The 19,213-nt window shown below is 63.8% G+C and carries 15 protein-coding genes and 2 pseudogenes; 7 read left to right on the forward strand and 10 right to left on the reverse strand.

Annotated elements, in window-relative coordinates; genetic code table 11:
• Positions 1-278: 278 nt before the first annotated feature.
• Positions 279-3,041 (reverse strand): DNA polymerase I, encoded by a 2,763-nt coding sequence (gene polA, locus BGK68_RS03195; protein ID WP_075255899.1) that lies wholly within the window; start codon positions 3,039-3,041, stop codon positions 279-281.
• On the opposite strand from polA, the gene BGK68_RS03200 reads away from it, so the two are divergent.
• Positions 3,042-3,788: an LOG family protein gene (locus tag BGK68_RS03200; protein ID WP_013232497.1), complete on the forward strand. Its 747-nt coding sequence runs from the start codon at positions 3,042-3,044 to the stop codon at positions 3,786-3,788. It begins immediately after the preceding gene.
• Between the two features lie 22 nt (positions 3,789-3,810).
• Here BGK68_RS03200 and BGK68_RS27780 read toward each other — a convergent pair whose 3' ends face one another.
• On the reverse strand, positions 3,811-3,975 hold the full coding sequence (locus BGK68_RS27780) for a hypothetical protein (protein ID WP_158035412.1): 165 nt from the start codon (positions 3,973-3,975) through the stop codon (positions 3,811-3,813).
• A 20-nt stretch (positions 3,976-3,995) separates the two neighbouring features.
• Here BGK68_RS27780 and BGK68_RS03205 point away from each other — a divergent pair, with 20 nt between their 5' ends.
• The 5 genes from BGK68_RS03205 (at position 3,996) to BGK68_RS03225 (ending at position 8,926) form a co-directional block, all read left to right on the forward strand.
• Entirely contained in the window at positions 3,996-4,688 is a 693-nt protein-coding gene (locus BGK68_RS03205) for a hypothetical protein (protein WP_075255900.1), read from the forward strand.
• A 130-nt stretch (positions 4,689-4,818) separates the two neighbouring features.
• On the forward strand, positions 4,819-5,259 hold the full coding sequence (locus tag BGK68_RS03210; protein ID WP_075255901.1) for a hypothetical protein: 441 nt from the start codon (positions 4,819-4,821) through the stop codon (positions 5,257-5,259).
• Between the two features lie 184 nt (positions 5,260-5,443).
• Positions 5,444-6,400: a homoserine kinase gene (locus BGK68_RS03215; RefSeq protein ID WP_075255902.1), complete on the forward strand. Its 957-nt coding sequence runs from the start codon at positions 5,444-5,446 to the stop codon at positions 6,398-6,400.
• An 8-nt stretch (positions 6,401-6,408) separates the two neighbouring features.
• Complete coding sequence (locus BGK68_RS03220) at positions 6,409-7,215, forward strand: BPSS1780 family membrane protein (protein WP_069372918.1); 807 nt, start codon at positions 6,409-6,411, stop codon at positions 7,213-7,215.
• Positions 7,216-7,363: 148 nt separating this feature from the next.
• Positions 7,364-8,926: a methyl-accepting chemotaxis protein gene (locus BGK68_RS03225; RefSeq protein ID WP_075255903.1), complete on the forward strand. Its 1,563-nt coding sequence runs from the start codon at positions 7,364-7,366 to the stop codon at positions 8,924-8,926.
• Between the two features lie 42 nt (positions 8,927-8,968).
• Here BGK68_RS03225 and BGK68_RS03230 read toward each other — a convergent pair whose 3' ends face one another.
• The 8 genes and pseudogenes from BGK68_RS03230 to BGK68_RS03265 all read right to left on the reverse strand — a co-directional run bounded on the left by BGK68_RS03230 (position 8,969) and on the right by BGK68_RS03265 (position 17,859).
• Positions 8,969-9,430 carry a GNAT family N-acetyltransferase gene (locus BGK68_RS03230; RefSeq protein ID WP_075255904.1) on the reverse strand — a complete coding sequence of 154 codons (462 nt, stop codon included), beginning with the start codon at positions 9,428-9,430 and terminating at the stop codon, positions 8,969-8,971.
• A 19-nt stretch (positions 9,431-9,449) separates the two neighbouring features.
• Positions 9,450-10,922 (reverse strand): xylulokinase, encoded by a 1,473-nt coding sequence (gene xylB / locus BGK68_RS03235; protein WP_075255905.1) that lies wholly within the window; start codon positions 10,920-10,922, stop codon positions 9,450-9,452.
• A gap of 64 nt (positions 10,923-10,986) precedes the next feature.
• Entirely contained in the window at positions 10,987-12,420 is a 1,434-nt protein-coding gene (dalD, locus tag BGK68_RS03240) for a D-arabinitol 4-dehydrogenase (protein ID WP_075255906.1), read from the reverse strand.
• 216 nt (positions 12,421-12,636) lie between these two features.
• Positions 12,637-13,755: pseudogene (locus tag BGK68_RS03245) on the reverse strand (ABC transporter ATP-binding protein).
• Between the two features lie 45 nt (positions 13,756-13,800).
• Positions 13,801-14,535, reverse strand: a complete 735-nt coding sequence (locus BGK68_RS03250; RefSeq protein WP_013232487.1) for an HAD family hydrolase — start codon at positions 14,533-14,535, stop codon at positions 13,801-13,803.
• Positions 14,535-15,296: pseudogene (locus tag BGK68_RS03255) on the reverse strand (carbohydrate ABC transporter permease); the annotation flags it as partial. The gene BGK68_RS03250 and the pseudogene BGK68_RS03255, both read right to left, overlap by 1 nt.
• A gap of 50 nt (positions 15,297-15,346) precedes the next feature.
• Complete coding sequence (locus tag BGK68_RS03260; protein ID WP_083657716.1) at positions 15,347-16,321, reverse strand: carbohydrate ABC transporter permease; 975 nt, start codon at positions 16,319-16,321, stop codon at positions 15,347-15,349.
• Between the two features lie 182 nt (positions 16,322-16,503).
• Positions 16,504-17,859 (reverse strand): ABC transporter substrate-binding protein, encoded by a 1,356-nt coding sequence (locus tag BGK68_RS03265; RefSeq protein WP_075255907.1) that lies wholly within the window; start codon positions 17,857-17,859, stop codon positions 16,504-16,506.
• A 354-nt stretch (positions 17,860-18,213) separates the two neighbouring features.
• Here BGK68_RS03265 and BGK68_RS03270 point away from each other — a divergent pair, with 354 nt between their 5' ends.
• Positions 18,214-19,176, forward strand: a complete 963-nt coding sequence (locus tag BGK68_RS03270) for a sugar-binding transcriptional regulator (protein WP_075255908.1) — start codon at positions 18,214-18,216, stop codon at positions 19,174-19,176.
• Positions 19,177-19,213: the final 37 nt, after the last annotated feature.

Raw genomic sequence — 19,213 nt, forward strand, 5'->3', positions numbered from 1 at the left:
CGGCAGCCTGTCTTTTTTTCTACGTTCTAAGTTCTAAGTTCTAAGTTCTAAGTTCTAAGTTCTAAGTTCTAAGTTCTAAGTTTTAACTTTTAAGCACCAGGTGCCGATGCCAATTTGTTATTGTTCTCGCGCTGACTTGTTATTTCGACAGCTTGTTGAATCGCCAACGCCTGCTTGTCCAGCATGGCCACCTGCCCCGCATCCCAGGCGGGGCGGGCATCACGTTCGCATGACAAGGACGCATGCGAACCGCGCCCCTGTTTTGCCCGAATGACCAATTAGTGTGCTTCGTCCCAATTCTTACCGATTCCCACCTCGGCAAGCAAGGGAACTTTCAGCTCCGCAACATTTTTCATCAATGCAGGCAGCTTTTCACGCACCACCTCCAGCTCTTGCTGCGGCACTTCCAGCACCAGTTCGTCATGCACCTGCATGATCATGCGGGTCTGCATGCTGTTCGCTTCCAGCCAGTCCTGCACGGCAATCATGGCCATCTTGATCAGGTCGGCGGCAGTGCCTTGCATGGGCGCATTGATCGCCGCCCGCTCGGCGCCCTGGCGGCGCGGACCGTTGGGCGAATTGATCTCGGGCAGCCACAGGCGGCGACCGAAGACGGTTTCCACATAGCCGCGCGCCTTGGCCTGCAGGCGTGTCTCATCCATGTAGCGCTTCACGCCCGAGAAGCGCATGAAGTACTTGTCGATATACATCTGCGCAGCCGCACGCTCGATGCCCAGGTTGCTCGCCAGGCCGAAGGCGCTCATGCCATAGATCAGCCCGAAGTTGATGACCTTGGCGTAGCGGCGCTGCTCGGACTCGACCTGCTCGGGCGCGATGCCGAAGATCTCGGCGGCGGTGGCGCGGTGGATGTCTTCGTTGTTGGCAAAGGCCTTCAACATGTTCTCGTCTTCCGAGATGTGCGCCATGATGCGCAGCTCGATTTGCGAATAGTCGGCCGAGACGATCACGCTGCCTTCGGGCGCGACGAAGGCTTCGCGGATGCGACGGCCTTCGGCGGTGCGGATGGGGATGTTCTGCAGGTTGGGATCATTGGAGGACAAGCGCCCCGTCACTGCCACGGCCTGCGCATAGTTGGTATGCACGCGACCGGTGGTCGGGTTGACCATCTTGGGCAGCTTGTCGGTATAGGTGGACTTGAGCTTGGCCAGGCCCCGATAGTCCAGCAACACCTTGGGCAGCGGATAATCCTCGGCCAGCTTCTGCAGCACTTCTTCATCGGTGGACGGCGCGCCGGAAGCGGTCTTCTTGACCACCGGCAGTTCCAGCTTGCCGAACAGGATCTCGCCCAGCTGCTTGGGCGAATTCAGGTTGAAGGGCTGACCGGCCAGGTCGTAGGCCTGCTGTTCGATCTCCAGCATGCGTTTGCCCAGGTCATGCGATTGCTGGCCCAGGCGCTCGCTGTCGATCAGCACGCCGTTGCGCTCGATCTTCTGCAGCACCACCGAGGTGGGGACTTCGATCTTCTCGTAGATGAAGCGCAGCTTGTCGTCGTGTTCGATCTGCGGCCACATGGCCTGGTGCAGGGCCAGCGTGACCTCGGCATCTTCGGCGGCGTATTCAGTAGCGCGCTCGATGGCCACTTCGTTGAAACCGATCTGGGAGGCGCCCTTGCCGCAGACCTCGGCATAGGTGATGGTCTTGCGCTCCAGGTGGCGCGCGGCCAGGCTGTCCATGTCATGCGGACGATGCGACTCGAAGACGTAGGATTCCAGCAGCGTATCGTGCTTCACGCCGCCAAGGTGGACGCCATAGTTGGCGAAGATGTGGCTGTCGTACTTCAGGTGCTGGCCGAGCTTGGGCTTGCTGGCGTCTTCCAGCCAGGGCTTGAGTTTCTCCAGCACATGCTCGCGCGACAATTGTGCAGGCGCATCCTGGTAGTTGTGCGCCACCGGGATATAGGCAGCACGGCCCGGCTCGCAGCACAGGGAGATGCCGACCAGCTCGGCCTGCATCGCTTCCAGCGAGGTGGTTTCGGTATCGACGGCGGTGAGTTCCGCGGCGTTGATGGTGGCGATCCACTGGTCCAGTTGCGCATCGGTGAGCACGGTCTCGTACTCGACCTTGGGCGCGGCCGCGAACAGGCCGCCTTGCGCCGGCGCTTCCAGCGCGGCCGCTGCCGATGCTCCCACCATGGGAGCCTTCGCTGCGCCCGTCTCGGCGCCATCGCTGAGCTCGCGCAGCCAGGTGCGGAAGTTGTAGCGGGTGAAGAGTTCCTTGAGCGCATCCTTGTCCACCGGTTGCATGGTCAGCGATTCGAGGATGGACTTCATGTGCGCGGACAGGTCGCAATCGGTCTTGACGGTCACCAGCACGCGGCCTTGCGGCAGCCAGTCGAGCGCACGGCGCAGGTTCTCGCCGACCACGCCGCTGATCTTGTCGGCATTGGCCATGACGCCATCGAGCGTGCCATAGGCGCTGAGCCATTTCACGGCGGTCTTGGGACCGCACTTCTCGACGCCGGGCACGTTGTCCACGGTATCGCCGATCAGGCTCAGGTAATCGACGATGCGCTCGGGCGGCACGCCGAATTTTGCAGTCACGCCGGCAATGTCGAGAACTTCATTGCTCATCGTGTTGACCAAGGTAACGTGTTCATTGACCAGTTGGGCCATGTCCTTGTCGCCGGTGGAGACGATGGTGTCGAGACCCACGGCGGTGGCCTGTACCGAGAGCGTGCCGATGACGTCATCGGCCTCGATGCCCTCGACCATCAGGATCGGCCAGCCCAGCGCGCGCACGGCGGCATGGATGGGCTCGATCTGCAGGGCCAGGTCTTCCGGCATGGACTTGCGGGTGGCCTTGTAGTCGGGGTACAGATCATCACGGAAAGTCTTGCCCTTGGCGTCGAACACACAGGCAACGTAACTTGCGGGATAATCGTTGCGCAGTCGGCGCAGCATATTGATGATGCCGTACAGCGCACCGGTGGGCGCGCCTTCCGCGTTACGCATATCGGGCAATGCATGGAAGGCACGATAGAGGTAACTGGAACCATCAACTAACAACAAGGTTTTTTGCATATGGAACAGAGAGGAAAAAATGTCCCGCGTCTGCGGGAGGTGGGGGACATCGAACGCGCGACGGCCAAGAAGGCGCGCGAGTCGTGGCATGTACTCACGATTATGGCAGAATTCATCGAATCGACCGAACGTCTCTCTGAGCTGCGTCCTGCCGTTTCCATCTTCGGTTCTGCCCGGATCAGGCCCGACAATCCCCATTATCAACTGTGCGTGGAGATCGCCCGCCTGATCTCCGACGCCGGCTACGCCGTCATCTCCGGTGGCGGCCCCGGCATCATGGAGGCGGCCAACAAGGGGGCCTACGAAGGCGCATCCCCTTCGGTGGGCCTGAACATCGAACTGCCGCACGAACAGCACGGCAATGCCTGGCAGGACATTTCGCTGTCCTTCCGTCATTTCTTTGCGCGCAAGGTGGCCTTCGTCAAGTATGCCGATGCGTACGTGGTCCTGCCGGGCGGCTTCGGCACCCTCGATGAACTCACCGAAGCACTGACCCTGATGCAGACCGGCAAGTCGCGCATGATGCCGGTGATCCTGGTGGGCAGCCAGTTCTGGGCTGGCCTGGTGGACTGGATCAAGACCCGCCTGGTGGACGATGGCATGATCTCGCCCAAGGACGTGAACCTGCTGCAGGTGATCGACGAACCGGCCGAGGTATTGGCGGCGATCCAGAAATTCCATGCCGAGAAGGCCAAGCCGGCCGAGACCCAGCAGGAGGCGGAGCGGCAGAGCGGGATGTATCTCTGATATCTCCCCTTCATCACTCCGATCAGGCCGGGCGGCAGAAATGTCGCCCGGCCTTTTCATTTATTCCCCCGTGAACCGCATCATTGTCACGAAAGGCGGATAACTGTTCACTTTTCATCACCTTGGTACGATTTAAAAACCCCTGTCGCAACTTCATGATGAAAGGCAACCAGATGAACCATTTCACCTTGTCCGCCTTTTATCATCATGCCGGTCGCCAAAGCCTATCTCACCCAGCTCTTCCTGAGCACGCTCTACACGCTCGCCCTGTTCGGCAGCATCATGGCGGCCCTGCTGACGCTGCCGCTGGTCGTGCCTGCGTCCCTGGAGCAGCAATTGGGCGTGCAGCCGTGGATGGACCAGGCCACGTCGGAGCCGGGTGACCTCTACTGCATCCTGGGAGCGATACTGGCCTGCGTGCTGGGCCTGTTCTATCGTTCCATGAACCGCGTCGTCGCGCCCGCCAAGGCCGGGCCCAGGCTCAACTACCAGACCGCGACCCTGCTCTACATGCTGGCGATGAGCTATGGGCTGGCCATCTTCGTCACCACCGGCCTGGCGCCGCAATACCGCGACTGCGAGACCTATACCCAGAAGCTCAACGGCGGGGTGCGCCAGTATCGCGGCCTCAGCTTCCGCGTCGAGCTGTGCGGGGCCGGACCGCGGGAATCGGACCGGCTGGACCGGGTGCGGCTGCGCATCTACGACGAAAGCGGCGACCTGCGCGCCGTACGCTACTTCGGCGTGCAATGGGGACGGGATTTTCCGGCCCTGCTCGAATACTCGCGCGATCACCTCAGCTACTTCGACGCCGGCGATGAGGAAGACTTCGCCCGCGTCATCGCCATGCCGCCCACCCTGTCTGACTGGGTCCAGACCCGCATCCCCCTGCTGGACTAGCGGCCAGCAGGCAGGTGCAGATAGGAAGGGATGTTGTTACTCTGACCATTCCCCCGAATAAACGCGGGGGGCGGAGCACAATGGTTTGCTACAATGAAGCAAACAACACCCCCTTTTTCCTGCATACATCATGAAACCATCCCACCCCTGGTTCAAAGAGTCCCTGGCAGCCGTGCTGCTGTGCGCATCGGCCGGTCTGGCCGCACCGCTGGCAGTAGCACAACCGGCCCCGGCCGGCGTGGCCGCGCAGCCGGCGCCGCCGCCGCCCGAGCTGGAAAAGCTGGAAGAGGGCGAACCGCCGGCCGTGACCATCCGCAAGCCGGGCGAAGACAGCCGCAACCAGGGCAACAGCATCAAGGAACAACGTGACCACGGCCAGGTCAAGGAAATCGAGGTCAAGTCCGGCCCCAGCACCTACTACCTGCGCCCGAACCAGAACGTGGGCAGCTCCACCCCGGGCGACACCCAGAGCGGCCCGCCGACCTCGGCCCAATGGAAGGTCGGTGAATTCGACTGGGGCGTGAAGAAGCCGCAGCAGGAAGGTCAGACCGAGGGCGCGACCAAGAAGTAAGCCATACCGGCCCGGCGCCCAAGCGGTATACCGGGCCAGCGCCCCCCAGACCTGCCGCCCGGCGCGGCAGGTCTGAAAGGGTCGGGAGCGGGCCTGGCGCCGTCCCGGCCCTCCTCGTTCATCAGGTTTGCCAACGGCCACCGTGGCCGGGCAAGCCCCTCAGCATCCCACTTTCGATTTCGTCATGGCAGTCTTTACACCGGTCAGTCTGGAACAACTCTCCGACTGGCTCAAACATTTCCCGCTCGGCGCGGCTACCTCGATCAAGGGTATTTCCTCGGGCATCGAGAACAGCAACTTCTTCATCGGCACGGAGCGTGGCCAATACGTGCTGACCCTGTTCGAAAAGCTGCACATCGAACAACTGCCCTTCTACCTGGAACTGATGCGCCACCTGGCCGACCGCGGCATCCCGGTGCCCGCGCCGGTGGCCAATGACAAGGGCGCCATCGTCAGCCTGCTCAACGACAAGCCGGCGGCCATCGTCAGCAAGCTGGAAGGCCAGTCGCAGCTGGACCCGCAACCGGTGCACTGCGCCGCGCTGGGCGATATGCTGGCGCGCATGCATCTGGCGGCCAAGGATTTCAAGATCCTCCAGCCCAACCTGCGCGGCCTGGCCTGGTGGCTGGAAACCACGCCCACCGTGCTGCCCTTCCTGCCGGCCGAACTGGGCCGCCTGCTGGCCGACGAAGTCCAGTACCAGAAGGACTTCGCCGCCACCGCCGACTACCGCGCCCTGCCGCGCGGTCCGGTGCACGCCGACCTGTTCCGCAATAACGCGATGTTCGTCGGCGAACAGCTCTCAGGCATCTTCGATTTCTACTTCGCCGGTTGCGATACCTGGCTCTTCGACCTGGCCGTGACCGTCAACGACTGGTGCGTGGACCTGGACACGGGCGTGCTGGACCAAGCCCGCACCGACGCCATGCTGGCGGCCTACCGCGCCGTGCGCCCGTTCTCGGAGGCCGAACACACCGCCTGGCAGCCCATGCTGCGCGCGGCCGCGCTGCGCTTCTGGCTCTCGCGCCTGTACGACTTCTACATGCCCCGTGCAGCCGAAATGCTCACGCCGCACGATCCCACCCACTTCGAACGCATCCTGCGTCTGCGCATCGCAGAAACGCCGCCGGCGCTGTCCTGACTGGAGCTATGGAAAAGATCCCCGCACATACCGGCTGGTCCTGGGTCAAGCAAGGCTTCGCGCTGTTTCGCAAGCAGCCCGCCGAGATTTCCACCCTGTTCCTGGCCTACATGTTCCTGATGCTGGCCCTGGGCATCATCCCGGTGCTCGGCCAGATGCTGCCGCTGATCCTCATCCCGCTCTTTGCCATGTCCTTCATGCAGGCCTGCGCACAGATCGAAAAGGGCGAGCGCGTCTATCCCAACCTGCTGCTGGTGGGCTTCCGCAGCCCGGCGCGCAATACCCTGCTCAAGCTGGGCCTGCTCTACCTGCTGGTGGCCACGCTGGTGGTGGCGGCCTCGGCGCTGGCCGACGGCGGCGCCTTCTGGAAGGCCATGATGGGGGGCGGACTGTCCACCAAGGAACTGGAAAGCGCCGCCGGCAGCATGCGCATCGCCATGCTCGTGGCCGCCGCGCTGTACGTGCCGGCTGCGATGGCCTTCTGGTACGCTGCGCCGCTGATCATGTGGCAGCAGATGCCACTGGGCAAAGCGCTGTTCTACAGCTTCTTCACCGTGCGCCGCGCCGGCGGGGCCTTCCTGGTCTATGGCCTGGCCTGGATCGTGATCGCCATCGTGGTCCCTTCCGTCATCAGCATGGTGATCACGCTGCTGACCGGCAGCTTCAGCGCAGTGTTCTTCATCCTTCTGCCCATCTCGATAATATTGACGGTGGTCATGTACTGTTCGTTCTATCCGACTTACACTACCGTCTTCGGAAAGCCCCGCAGAGGGTCCGACAGCCCACCGCACTCCGGAGACAATCCCCCCGTCTGACCATCGTCGGACATGGCCCGCGTCAGGTTGTCGTTCCTGCCTGGCGCGCGCGGTCACAGCATTCGCACGGGGAGCGATTGCCCTGGCCGCCGCACCTCTCCTGCCGCCGGCCGGCCCTTTCCATCACTAGTCAACGCGAGGGTAAAAGATGCGCATGAACATGCCGGTCACGGGCCAGGAGCGTCTACTGATCGACGGCAAGGCGATTGTTTCCAAGACCGATCTCAAGGGCAATATCACCTACGTCAATCCCTACTTCATCGAGATCAGCGGTTTCGAAGAAAACGAATTACTGGGCGCGCCGCAGAACCTGATCCGCCATCCCGATATGCCGGCCGAAGCCTTTGCCGACATGTGGGCCACCATCAAGGGCGGCACACCCTGGACCGGCCTGGTCAAGAACCGCAGCAAGAACGGCGACCACTACTGGGTGCGCGCCAACGTCACGCCGATCCGCGAGAACGGCCAGATCGTCGGCTACATGTCGGTGCGCACCAAGCCCGAGCGCGACGCCGTGGCCGGCGCTGAAAAGCTGTACGCCAGCATCCGCCGTGGCCAGACCAAGGGCATCGCCCTGCATCGCGGCGAAGTGGTGCGCACCGGGCTGGCAGGCTGGTTGGGCAAGCTCTCGCGCATGCAGTTGAATTCGCGCCTGAACCTCTCCATGGGCATCATGTTGACCATCCAGCTGGCCGTCGTGGTCGCGGGCATGGCGGCCTTGCATCAATGGTGGATCAGCGCCCTGGCGGCAGCCGCAGCGCTGTTGTCCATCGTGCAATGGATCGCCCTGCGCAACGCCCTCATCAAGCCGCTGCACCAGGCGCTGGACATCACCCACGCCATCACCGGCGGCGACCTCTCGGTGCGCATCGAGACGACCCGCCACGATGAACTGGGACGCCTGCTGCGCTCGCTGCGCCAGATGAACGTGAACTTGACGGCCATCATCGGCGACGTGCGCTCCAACGTCGAGACCATCACCCTGGCCACGCGCGAAATCGCCACCGGCAACCTCGACCTGTCGCGCCGCACCGAAGCGCAAGCCGCCAACCTGGAAGAAACCGCTTCCAGCATGCATGAGCTGGCCTCCACCGTGCGCCAGAACGCCGATCACGCCGTGCAGGCCAACGACCTGGCCGGCACCGCCTCGGCCATCGCCATGCGCGGCGGCGACGCGGTCGCCAGCACCGGCACGACGATGAACGAGATCAGCGAATCCTCGCGCAAGATCGTGGACATCATCGGCCTGATCGACAGCATCGCCTTCCAGACCAACATCCTGGCCCTGAACGCCGCCGTGGAAGCGGCCCGCGCGGGTGAGCAGGGCCGTGGCTTTGCGGTGGTGGCCTCCGAGGTGCGCTCGCTGGCGCAACGCTCGGCGGCAGCAGCCAAGGAGATCAAGCAGCTGATCGATGCCTCGGTGGAAAAGGTCGACGTGGGCAACCGTCAGGTGGAACAGGCCACCAGCACCATGCGCGATATCGTGGAATCGGTACAGCGGGTCTCGGGCATCATGGGCGAGATCAAGGAAGCCACGCAGCAGCAGAGCGCCGGCATCAACCAGGTCCATGAAGCCATCACCCAGATGGACGCCAGCACCCAGCAGAACGCCTCGCTGGTGGAAGAGGCCGCGGCTGCAGCGGGCAGCCTGCAGGAGCAGACGGTGCGCTTGTTGCAGGCGATTTCGGTGTTCAAGTTCAATCGGCGCTGATCCACGACCACCTGGACGCCTTAGTGGTAGCGACGGGCTCGCTCATGGCTGGCCAGGCGCATCCAGCACCTGGTGATAAGTAATGTAGACCTGCTCCCGCTCATAGCCCAGCGCTTCGTAGAGCCGCTGGGCGGTCGTGTTGGTCGTGGCCGTATCGAGCGTGATCCTTTGCGCTCCCCGCGCTCTGAAGTGATCGCGCAGGTATTGCATCAGGTGGCGGCCATGGCCTTGCTGGCGCGCGCTGCGGATGACATACAGGTCGGAGAGATACTGGTAAGGGCGCATGCTCAGTGAACAGGTGGCGGGATAGCACTGCGCGAAAGCGACTGCGTTTCCCCCGTCATCGGTGAGCAGGAACATCGAGGAACGGCGCAACCGCAGGTTTTCTTCCAGAAAGTCGCGACACGCCGGCAGGTCATCCTGATATCCATAGAAGATCCGGTAGTCGTTGAACAGGGCGGCCAGGATATCAAGCTGGGGTTCACTGCATTCGATGACCTGCATATCTCTCCTCTGATTGAAGTTAATGGCCCTCCCCGTACAAAGGCGCAAAGGGCGCATAGATCGCCCGATAGCGCTGCAGGCGCGCCTGCAAGGCCGCGTGCCGCGCAGGGTCGGGCTGGTACAGCGCCTGCTGTGCCGGCTTGCGGCAGACCTCGGCCTCATCGCCGCCGTCGGCCAGCCAGGCCAGGCGCGCCGCGCCCAGGGCCCCGCCTGCTTCGCTGCCGACGTGGGTGACGATGCGCACCTGCAGCGCATCGGCCAGCAACTGTGCCCAATAAGCACTGCGCGCGCCACCGCCGACCAGCGACAATTCGGCCACATCGGTGCCCGCCGCACGCAGCGCGTCCAGGCCATCGACCATGCCGAAGGCGACGCCCTCGAGGACCGCATAGCCAAGCGCGGCACGCTGGTGCTCCGGGGTCAGCCCATGGAAGACGCCGGTGGCGTAGGGATCGTTGTGGGGCGTGCGTTCGCCCGAGAGGTAGGGCAGGAACAGCGGCGCATTGTTGCACGCTTGCTCATCCAGTTGTTCGATCTCGGCCAACAGGCTCTTCTCGTCCACCGAACACAAGCGGCAGAACCAGCGCAGGCAACTGGCCGCCGACAGCATCACGCTCATCTGGTGCCAGCGTTGCGGCAAGGTGTGACAGAAGGCATGGATGGCGCGTCCGGGATTGGGACGGAAGCGGTCATTGACCACGAAGAGCACGCCCGATGTTCCCAGCGAGAGGAAACCATCGCCCGGCTTGACCGCGCCGATGCCCACCGCACTGGCCGCGCCATCGCCAGCGCCGCCGGCAACGATGACATCGGACCTCAAGCCCCAGGCCTGCGCCACCTCGGGCAGCAGGCTGCCCGACACCGCGCTGCCATCGACCAGCGCCGGCATCTGATCGCGCCGCATGCCCGAAGCCGCCAGCAGTTCGTCGGACCAGTTGCGGCCTTCCACGTCCAGCCACAGCGTGCCAGCGGCATCGGAAGGGTCGGAGACCTTGCGGCCCGTCATCTTCAGGCGCAGCCAGTCCTTGGGCAAGAGCACCGTGGCGATGCGCGCGAAGAGCTGTGGCTCGTGCCGCGCCACCCACAGCAGCTTGGGGGCGGTGAAGCCCGGCATGGCGAGGTTGCCGGCGATGCCATGCAGGCGCGGCGCACGGCTTTCCAGTTCGGCGCACTCCGGGGCGCTGCGCGAATCGCTCCACAGGATGGCGGGACGCAGCACTTCATCGCGCTCATCCAGCAGCACCGCACCATGCATCTGTCCAGACAGGCCGATGGCGCGGATGCCACCGAAGCGCTCGCTGCCCAGCTGGGTGCACAGCTTGGCCACGGTGTCGCAGGTGGCCTGCCACCAGTCGGCCGGCGCCTGTTCGGACCAGCGCGGATGCGGGCGCGAGACGTTCAGGGTGCTGCCGGCCAACGCCACCAGGCTGCCCTGCTCGTCGATGACCACGGCCTTGACCTCGGACGTGCCCAGGTCGATCCCAAGATACATGGTGCTCCTCGTTATCGGTATTTGAACGGCAATTCTATGACGCCTTGGGCCTTGCTGGCCTGCTTTAGTTTCCTGCGCCCAGCCATTGCCGGACGCGCTGCACCGCCTCGCGCACCAGCTTGATCAAGCGTGCATCGCCGGCCAGTTCCCCCCACAGCACGGCGTCGGCGCAGAAGGCCTGCACCGGGTCGGCTGCCCCCAGCATGGCGCGCACGGCAGCGGGGTCGAAGATGCCGTCCTGGTATTCATAGGGCAGTTGTCCCGCATTCCAGCGCTGCAGGAAGACCAGGAACAAGGCCGGCAGCATGGCCGTGGCGCGCGGATCGCGTCCCGCCGCCAGGCTCTCCTGCAAGGTCGGGCGGATGAAGCCGGGGATCTTGGAATAGCCATCGGCGGCCACGCGCTGGTTGGTGTCCTGGATGGCCGGATTGGAGAAGCGCGCCAGCGTGGTATCGCGGTAAGCCGCCAGGTCGATGGGGCTGGGCGTCAAGCAGGGGATCACATCCTGGGTCACGTAGTCGTGCGCCATCTGGCGGATGTCATCGCGCAGCGTGCCTTCGTGGATGTATTGCAGCCCGGCCAGCGTACCGGCCCAGGCGATGCAGCTGTGGCTGGCGTTGAGGATGCGGATCTTGGCCTCTTCATAGGGCAACACCGATTGCACCATTTCCACCCCCGCCTCTTCCAGGCGTGGGCGCCCCGCCTTGAAATCATCCTCGATCACCCACTGGATGAAGGACTCGCCCATCAGCGCGCAGGGATCGTCGATGCCAGTGGCTTCTTTCACCCGCTGCGCCACCGCTGGAGTGGGACGCGGCGTGATGCGGTCGACCATGGCGTTGGGGCTGGTGGTGTGCGCTTCCATCCACGTCACCAGTGCGGTCTCGCCGCGCAGCGTGAGGAACTGGCGCAGGCCGTCGCGGAAGCGTTCGCCGTTGTGGCGCAGGTTGTCGCAGTTCAAGAGCGTGAGCGCCGCTTGCGGATGCGCCTGGCTGCGCGCATGCAGGATGGCGGCGATGGCGCCGTAGATGGTGCGCGGCGCACCGCTGCCATCGAGGGCGCAGCGCAGGTCATCGGCCAGGTCGGCGTTGCTGGTATCGAGCTGGTGCTGATGATCAAGGTAGTAACCGCCTTCGGTCACGGTGAAGGAGATGATGCGGGTGCGTTCTTCGGCACCGGCTTCGATCAGTTGGGTGAGTTGCGCATCCCAGGGCAGGATGCGGCCGATGGAGGCGATGCGCTGGTAGCTGCGCTGGCCCTGGGGCGTGACGGTTTCCAGCGTGTACTGGCCTTGCTGGCGCGCCAGCGCCTCCAGCAGTGGGCTCATGTCGGCGCGGATGTTGGCCAGCGCCAGTTGCCAGCGGCGGTCGGCGCCGCTCTCGCGCAGCGCGTTCAGGTAGACCGCCTGGTGGGCGCGGTGAAAGGAGCCGGCGCCGATGTGCAGCCAGGTCAGGCTGTCGGCGGCGTCCTGGTCGATGGAAGTGGCGGTGCGGGTCATGCCTGGTCCTTGTCGAGGAGATTGAAAGTGGGGGCAAATTTTGCCGAGCCCTTGGAACACTGTGGTGAAACATCTGAGACCGTTCGGACTGAGTAGGCCCTTCAGGGCCGTATCGAAGGCGTACAGACGGTGCGCCTTCGATACGCGGCTACGCCGCTACTCAGGACGAACGGTGAACAGCCAAACAACGGCTTCAAAAGCGCTTCGTCGACAACTTCAATGCGGGCGCGGCGCCGCCACGCTCGACGCCAGGCGCGGCAAGGCCTGGCCATCGGCGCCGAACAGGTGGCAGCGCGCCGGATCGGCGGCCAGCGGCAATACGCTGCCGTGTGGCGGATCGAGGCTGTCGGGCACGCGCAGGATCAGCGCATCCTCGCTGCCTTCATAGGCCGCATACAGGTAAGAGAAATCCCCCAGCAGTTCCAGCGCCGTGCAGCGTGCCTGCAATGCGGCCTGCCCCTAGGCGATGTTGAGATGCTCGGGACGCACGCCCAGCGTGACCTTCTGGCCAACCTGCAGCGCACTGCCATCCACCGCGGCCCATTGCAAACCGCCACCGGGCAATTGCACCTGCACGCCATCGGCCTGTATCGCTGCCACCGTGCCATCGATGAAGTTCATCTTGGGCGAACCGATGAAACCGGCCACGAAGCGATTGGCCGGATGGTGATACAGCTGCTGGGGCGAGCCGACCTGTTCGATGCGGCCCTCGGAGAGCACTACGATCTTGTCGGCCAGGGTCATGGCTTCGATCTGGTCGTGGGTGACGTAGATCATGGTGGTCTTGAGGTCGTCATGCAGCTTGGCGAATTCGAGTCGCATCTTCACGCGCAGCGCCGCGTCCAGGTTCGACAGCGGCTCGTCGAAGAGGAACACGCTGGGCTGGCGCGTGATGGCGCGGCCAATGGCCACGCGCTGGCGCTGGCCGCCGGAAAGCGCGCGGGGCTTGCGGTCCAGCAGGTGATCGATGTGCAGGATCTTCGCTGCATGCTGGACGGCGGCATCGATCTCGGCCTTGGACTTGCCGGCGATCTTGAGGCCAAAGGCCATGTTGTCGTACAGGCTCATGTGCGGATACAGCGCATAGGACTGGAACACCATGGCCACGCCGCGCTTGGAAGCGGGCACCTCGTTCATGCGGCGCGTGCCGATGTCGAGGTCGCCATCGCTGATCTCTTCCAGGCCCGCGATCATGCGCAGCAATGTGGACTTGCCGCAGCCCGAGGGGCCGACGAAGACGACGAATTCGCCATCCTCGATTTCCAGATTGATGTCGCGCATGACTTCGTTGTCGTCATAACGCTTGGCCAGATTCCTGATGCTCACGGCTGCCATGGGGTTCTCCTCGGTTCTCTTGTAGGGGGACTGCGCGCACGATGCTCAGCGCAGCCAGATCAATTCACTCACCAGTTGCGGAAACAGCTTCATGTCCTCGAAGACCTGATGCGCACCGGCATCCTTCAACTTGCGCGCCATCGTCTTGCGGTCATGCGCCACGCCGGTAAAGCCCAGCACATGCATGCCGGCGGCCACGGCCGCACGCACGCCGGTGACGCTGTCATCCACTGCCACACAGCGTGAAGGATCGACACCGAAGCCGGCGGCTGCGGCCAGATACACATCGGGCGCCGGCTTGGGATGGGCCACATCGTGACCGCTATAGATGCGGCCCGCGAATTGCGGATACAGGCCGCAGCGGCGCAGGCCCGCTTCGATGCGCGGCGCATCGCTGTTGCTGGCCACCGCGCGCGGCAATCGGATGGCCTGCAAGGCCTCGACCACGCCCGGCACCGGCAGTGCTTCGTCACCGCAGGCCAGCGCCACGGTCTGGTGGATGCGTTCGGCCTGGGCGGCGTCCAGGCCCAGTTCGAATTCCATATCGACTTCGCCCAGCAGGATGTCGGTGTACATGCCCAGGCGATGCGCGATGGCGGCATGCAGGGCGGCGCTGCGCTGCTCTTCCTGCTCGCCATCATCGGCGCCACCGGCCCCGCTCCAGGCCGGCAGCAGCGGCAACAGCTCACGATGCAGCACGCGCAGGGCGATGCTCTCGCTGTCGAGCAGCACGCCGTCGCAATCGCAGATCAGATGGGTGATCGCCTGACGCGTCATCATCACTTCACCGCTCCGAAGGTCAGGCCGCGCACCAGCTGCTTCTGCGCCAGCCAGCCCAGCGCCATGATGGGCGCAATGGCCAGCAGCGAGGCGGCCGACAGCTTGGCCCAGAACAGCCCTTCGGGATTGGAATAGGAGGCGATGAACACCGTCAGCGGCGCGGCATTGACGCTGGTCAGGTTGAGGCTCCAGAAGGCTTCATTCCATGACAGGATGACCAGCAGCAAGGCCGTCGAAGCGAGCCCCGGCATGGCAGTGGGCAAGAGCAGGTAAATCATTTCCTGCCAGGCATTGGCGCCATCGATACGGGCCGCTTCCAGGATTTCCTTGGGCACGTCATTGAAGTAGGTGAAGGCCATCCACACCGCGATGGGCAGGTTGATGAGCGTATAGATGATGGTCAGCCCGGTGACGGTGTCGAGCAGGCCGGTATTCTTGGCCATCAGGTAGATGGGGATGAGCACGCCCACGGCCGGCATCATCTTGGTGGAGAGCATCCACAGCAGCAGCTTCTGCGTGCGGCCGGTCGGGAAGAAGGCCATCGAGTACGCTGCCGGCACGGCCAGCAACAGCGACAGCAAGGTCGAGCCCAGCGAGACGATCAGCGAGTTCTGCACATAGCCCAGATAGTGGCTGCGGCTGAAGACTTCGCGGAAGGTCTCCAGCGTCGGCAGGAACACCAGCGAAGGCGTATAGGCCTGGGACTCGGTCTTGAAGGCCGTCACCGCCACCCAGAAGATGGGGAAGAACAGCACGATGGCGCAGGCCCAGCCCAGCACGGCCACCCACAGGGGGCTTTTCTTTGGATCGCTCATTTTTCGTTGACTCCCTTGAGGTTCCTGGCCAGCATGCGCACCAGGAAGAACGAGACGATGTTGGCCAGCACCACAGCAAAGATGCCGCCCGCCGAAGCGATGCCGATGTCGAATTGCTGCAGGCCGATGGAATAGACCAGGAAGGTCAGGTTGGTCGTGGCCGTGCCGGGGCCGCCCGCCGTGGTGGTGAAGATCTCGGCGAAGACCGAGAGCAGGAAGATGGTCTCGATCATGATCACCACCGTGATGGCGCGCTTCAGGTGCGGCAGCACGATGTAGAAGAAGATGCGCACCGGCCCTGCGCCATCGAGCTGGGCGGCTTCCTTCTGGTCGGTATCCAGGGATTGCAGGGCGGTCAGCAGGATCAGGAAGGCAAACGGAATCCACTGCCACGCCACGATGATGATGACCGACAGCATCGGATACTCGGCCAGCCAATCGATCGGCTCCAGCCCCAGGTGGCGCATCACGTAGGCCAGGATGCCGTAGACCGGGTGCATGATCATGTTCTTCCAGATCAGCGCGGCCACGGTGGGCATCACGAAAAAGGGACCGATCACCAGCAGGCGCGCAATGCCGCGTCCACGGAAAGGCTGGTCGAACAGCACCGCCAGCAGGGTGCCGCCGATGACGCTGATGGCCAGCACCGACCCGATCAGCAGGGCAGTGTTGCCGATGGAGGGCCAGAAGGCCGGATCCTGCAACAGGAAGATATAGTTTTCCAGACCCACGAAACCGGTCTGGTCAGGGGCCATCAGGTTGTAGCGATTGACCGAGAAATAGATCGTCATCGCCAGCGGCACGATCATCCAGGCCAGCAGGATCAGCACCGAAGGTGTCTGCATCAGGCGGATGGGATTGAAGCGCTCCTTGCGCGGCGGACTGGTCTGCTGCCTGCGGGGAGCAGGCTGGGAGGTGCTCTGCATCATCGGTGAGGTGGACGACACCTGGGTGGAGTGGAGGGTGGACATGACGGCCTCGGCATTTCAGTCCCGCCGCCACGCACGTGCGGTGCGAGCGGACGGGCAGGACGGCGCGGATGCGGACCGGCATGCGGACATGCCTGCCTCACCGCGCACGGGGCATGCATCGGAATGCATGCCATCGGAACGGCAGCCTCTATGGCTTACTTGGCTTACTTCGCTTGCTTGGATTACTTGATGTAGCGACCCTGGCGCATCATCCGCACCGCCTGCGCCTGGGCGGCATCCAGCGCCGCGTCGGACGTGGTCTTGCCCGCCAGCGCACCAGCAATGGCCTGGCCAGTCACGGTGCCGATGGACTGGAACTCGGGAATGGTGGCGAACTGCACGCCGGTATAAGGCACCGGCTTGACGGTCGGCTTGTTGGCGTCGGCCGTCTGGATGGCGTCGAGCACGAAGTCGGAGAAGGGCGAGACCTTCTTGTATTCAGCCGAAGCGTAGGTCGAGTTGCGCGTACCCGGCGGCACCAGCGCCCAGCCCGAATCCTTGGCCACCAGGTTGATGTATTCCTTCGAAGTGGCCCAGGCGGCGAACTTCTTGGCGGCGTCCTGCGACTTGGAGGACTTCGGCACGGCCAGCGACCAGATCCACAACCAGTGCGAACCCTTGTCGGTCACCTGCATGGGAGAGGGCGCGAAGGCGGTCTTGTCGGCCACCTTGGAGTCCTTGCCGTGATAGAGCATGCCGGCGGCCACCGTGGCGTCGACCCACATGCCGCACTTGCCGCTGGAGAACAGCACCAGGTTTTCATTGAAGCCGTTGGAGCTGGCGCCGGGCGGGCCGTACTTGCGCATCAGGTCGACATAGAAGGCCACCGACTTCTTCCACTCCGGCGAAGACAGTTGCGGCTGCCATTGTTCATCGAACCAGCGGCCACCCCAGGCATTGGCCATGGTGGTGATGATGGCCATGTTCTCGCCCCAGCCGGCGCGACCGCGCAGGCAGATACCGTAGACGCCCTTGGCCGGATCATGCAGTTGCGCGGCCAGCTTGGCGATCTCGTCCCAGGTCGGACGCTGCGGCATGGTCAGCTTCTTCTGCTCGAAGAGGTCCTTGCGGTAGTAGGTCATCGAGCTTTCGGCGTAGAACGGCAGCGCATAGAGCTTGCCATCCACGCTCAGGCCCTCACGCACCGGCTTGATCAGGTCGGCCTCGTCGTAGTCGGCCGGCAGGCCGGTCATCGGCGCCAGCCAGCCCTTCTTGGCCCAGATCGGCGCTTCATACGCACCGATGGTCATCAGGTCGAACTGGCCGCTGTTGGTGGCGATGTCGGTGGTCAGGCGCTGGCGCAGCACGCTCTCTTCCATGGTGACCCAACGCAGCTTGATGTCCGGGTTGGCCTTCTCGAAGGCCGGCGCCAGCTTCTGCAGTTCGATCATGTCGGGATTGTTGATGGACGCGATGTTCAGCGTCACCGGCTCGGCCTGGGCCAGGCCCGCAGCGAACAGGGTCGAGATGGCCGCAGCGGCCAGGGTGAAGCGAACGCGGGTAAAGCCGGACGCACAGGGGCGCACGAGTTTGGACATGCTGGTCTCCGAATGTTATGGGCCGCCTGCACGCTCTTCCCGGGTGGCATCGTCAAACGCCTTGCGTACGTGCGGGTGGGGCCGGTTGTCTTGAACAACTTTGAGCAAATATTATTTTTATGAGCAAATAATCATCCATTCCCAAAAACATGTCAAGCATTTGCTTTTTGATTGAGCAATTGCCCATATTTGGCAATAATGAGGATGCCAACTCGCCGTAAAATGGCCCACCGCCATTGAGCATTGAGCATTGAACAATGAGCATTGAACAATGGGCAATGCAGTAATTCAGCCAACCGAATCAGAGACAGCACAGGCCCCGACGCATGCGCGCCGGCGGCTGGCGAGGAGAACATGTCGAGCAGCACCTCCAAACTGGACCTGGCGGCCCGCGCCGCGTGGATGTACTACGTGGCCGGCAACACCCAGAACGAAATCGCCGAACGGCTCGGCATCTCGCGCCAGATGGCGCAACGCATGGTGGCCTATGCCGCCGACGCCAACCTGGTCAAGGTGCAGATCACGCATCCGGTCTCGTCCTGCCTGGAACTGGCGCAAGGCCTGCAGGAGCGTTACGGCCTGGACGTCTGCCGGGTGGTCCCTGGCGCGGGCGGGGCCGGCAACCCCAACGAATCGCAGGAAGTGCAGCAGATGCTGGCCGTGGCCGGCGCGGAACTGATGGAGCAATACCTCGGTTCGGAAGCGCCGCTGGTGGTCAACGTCGGTTCCGGCCGCACGCTCAAGGCCGCCATCGAACGGCTCTCCGAACTGGAGCGTCCGCAGCACCAGATCGTCTCGATGATCGGCGCCTTCGCCTCCGATGGTTCGGCCAACCGCTATGACGTGGCCCTGCAGGCCGCCGAAAAGCTGGGCGCGCGCTTCTACCTCTTGCCCGCCCCGCGCGTGGCCGAGAGCGAAAGCGACCGCCAGCAGTGGTGCAACCACCGCGCCTACAAGATCGTCACTGGCCTGGCCGAGCGCGCCGATGTGACCTTCCTGGGCATCGGCACCATCGCCTTGCAGGGCGCGATGCACGAAGACGGTTTCATCGACGACGGCGAAGTGGCCGAGTTGCAGCGCCAGGGCGCGGTGGGAGAAATGATCTGCCACGCCTTCGACATCAATGGCGTGATGCTGCCTTCCTCGCTATCGGCGCGGGTGACCACCCCGCCGCTGACGCAAAGGCCGCAGCGTCCGGTGATCGCCTTCTGCGGCGGCAGCAAGAAGGCCGAGGCGGTGCGCGCAGCGCTGCGCGGCGGCTGGCTCACCGGCCTGGTCACTGACGAGGTCTGCGCACGCCACGCCTTGCAGGATTGAATGGCCTTCGGCCCCGCCACTACACCAGCACAACAAC

Source organism: Herbaspirillum camelliae (genome assembly GCF_001929405.1).
GTDB classification, from domain to species: Bacteria; Pseudomonadota; Gammaproteobacteria; order Burkholderiales; family Burkholderiaceae_D; genus Herbaspirillum; species Herbaspirillum seropedicae.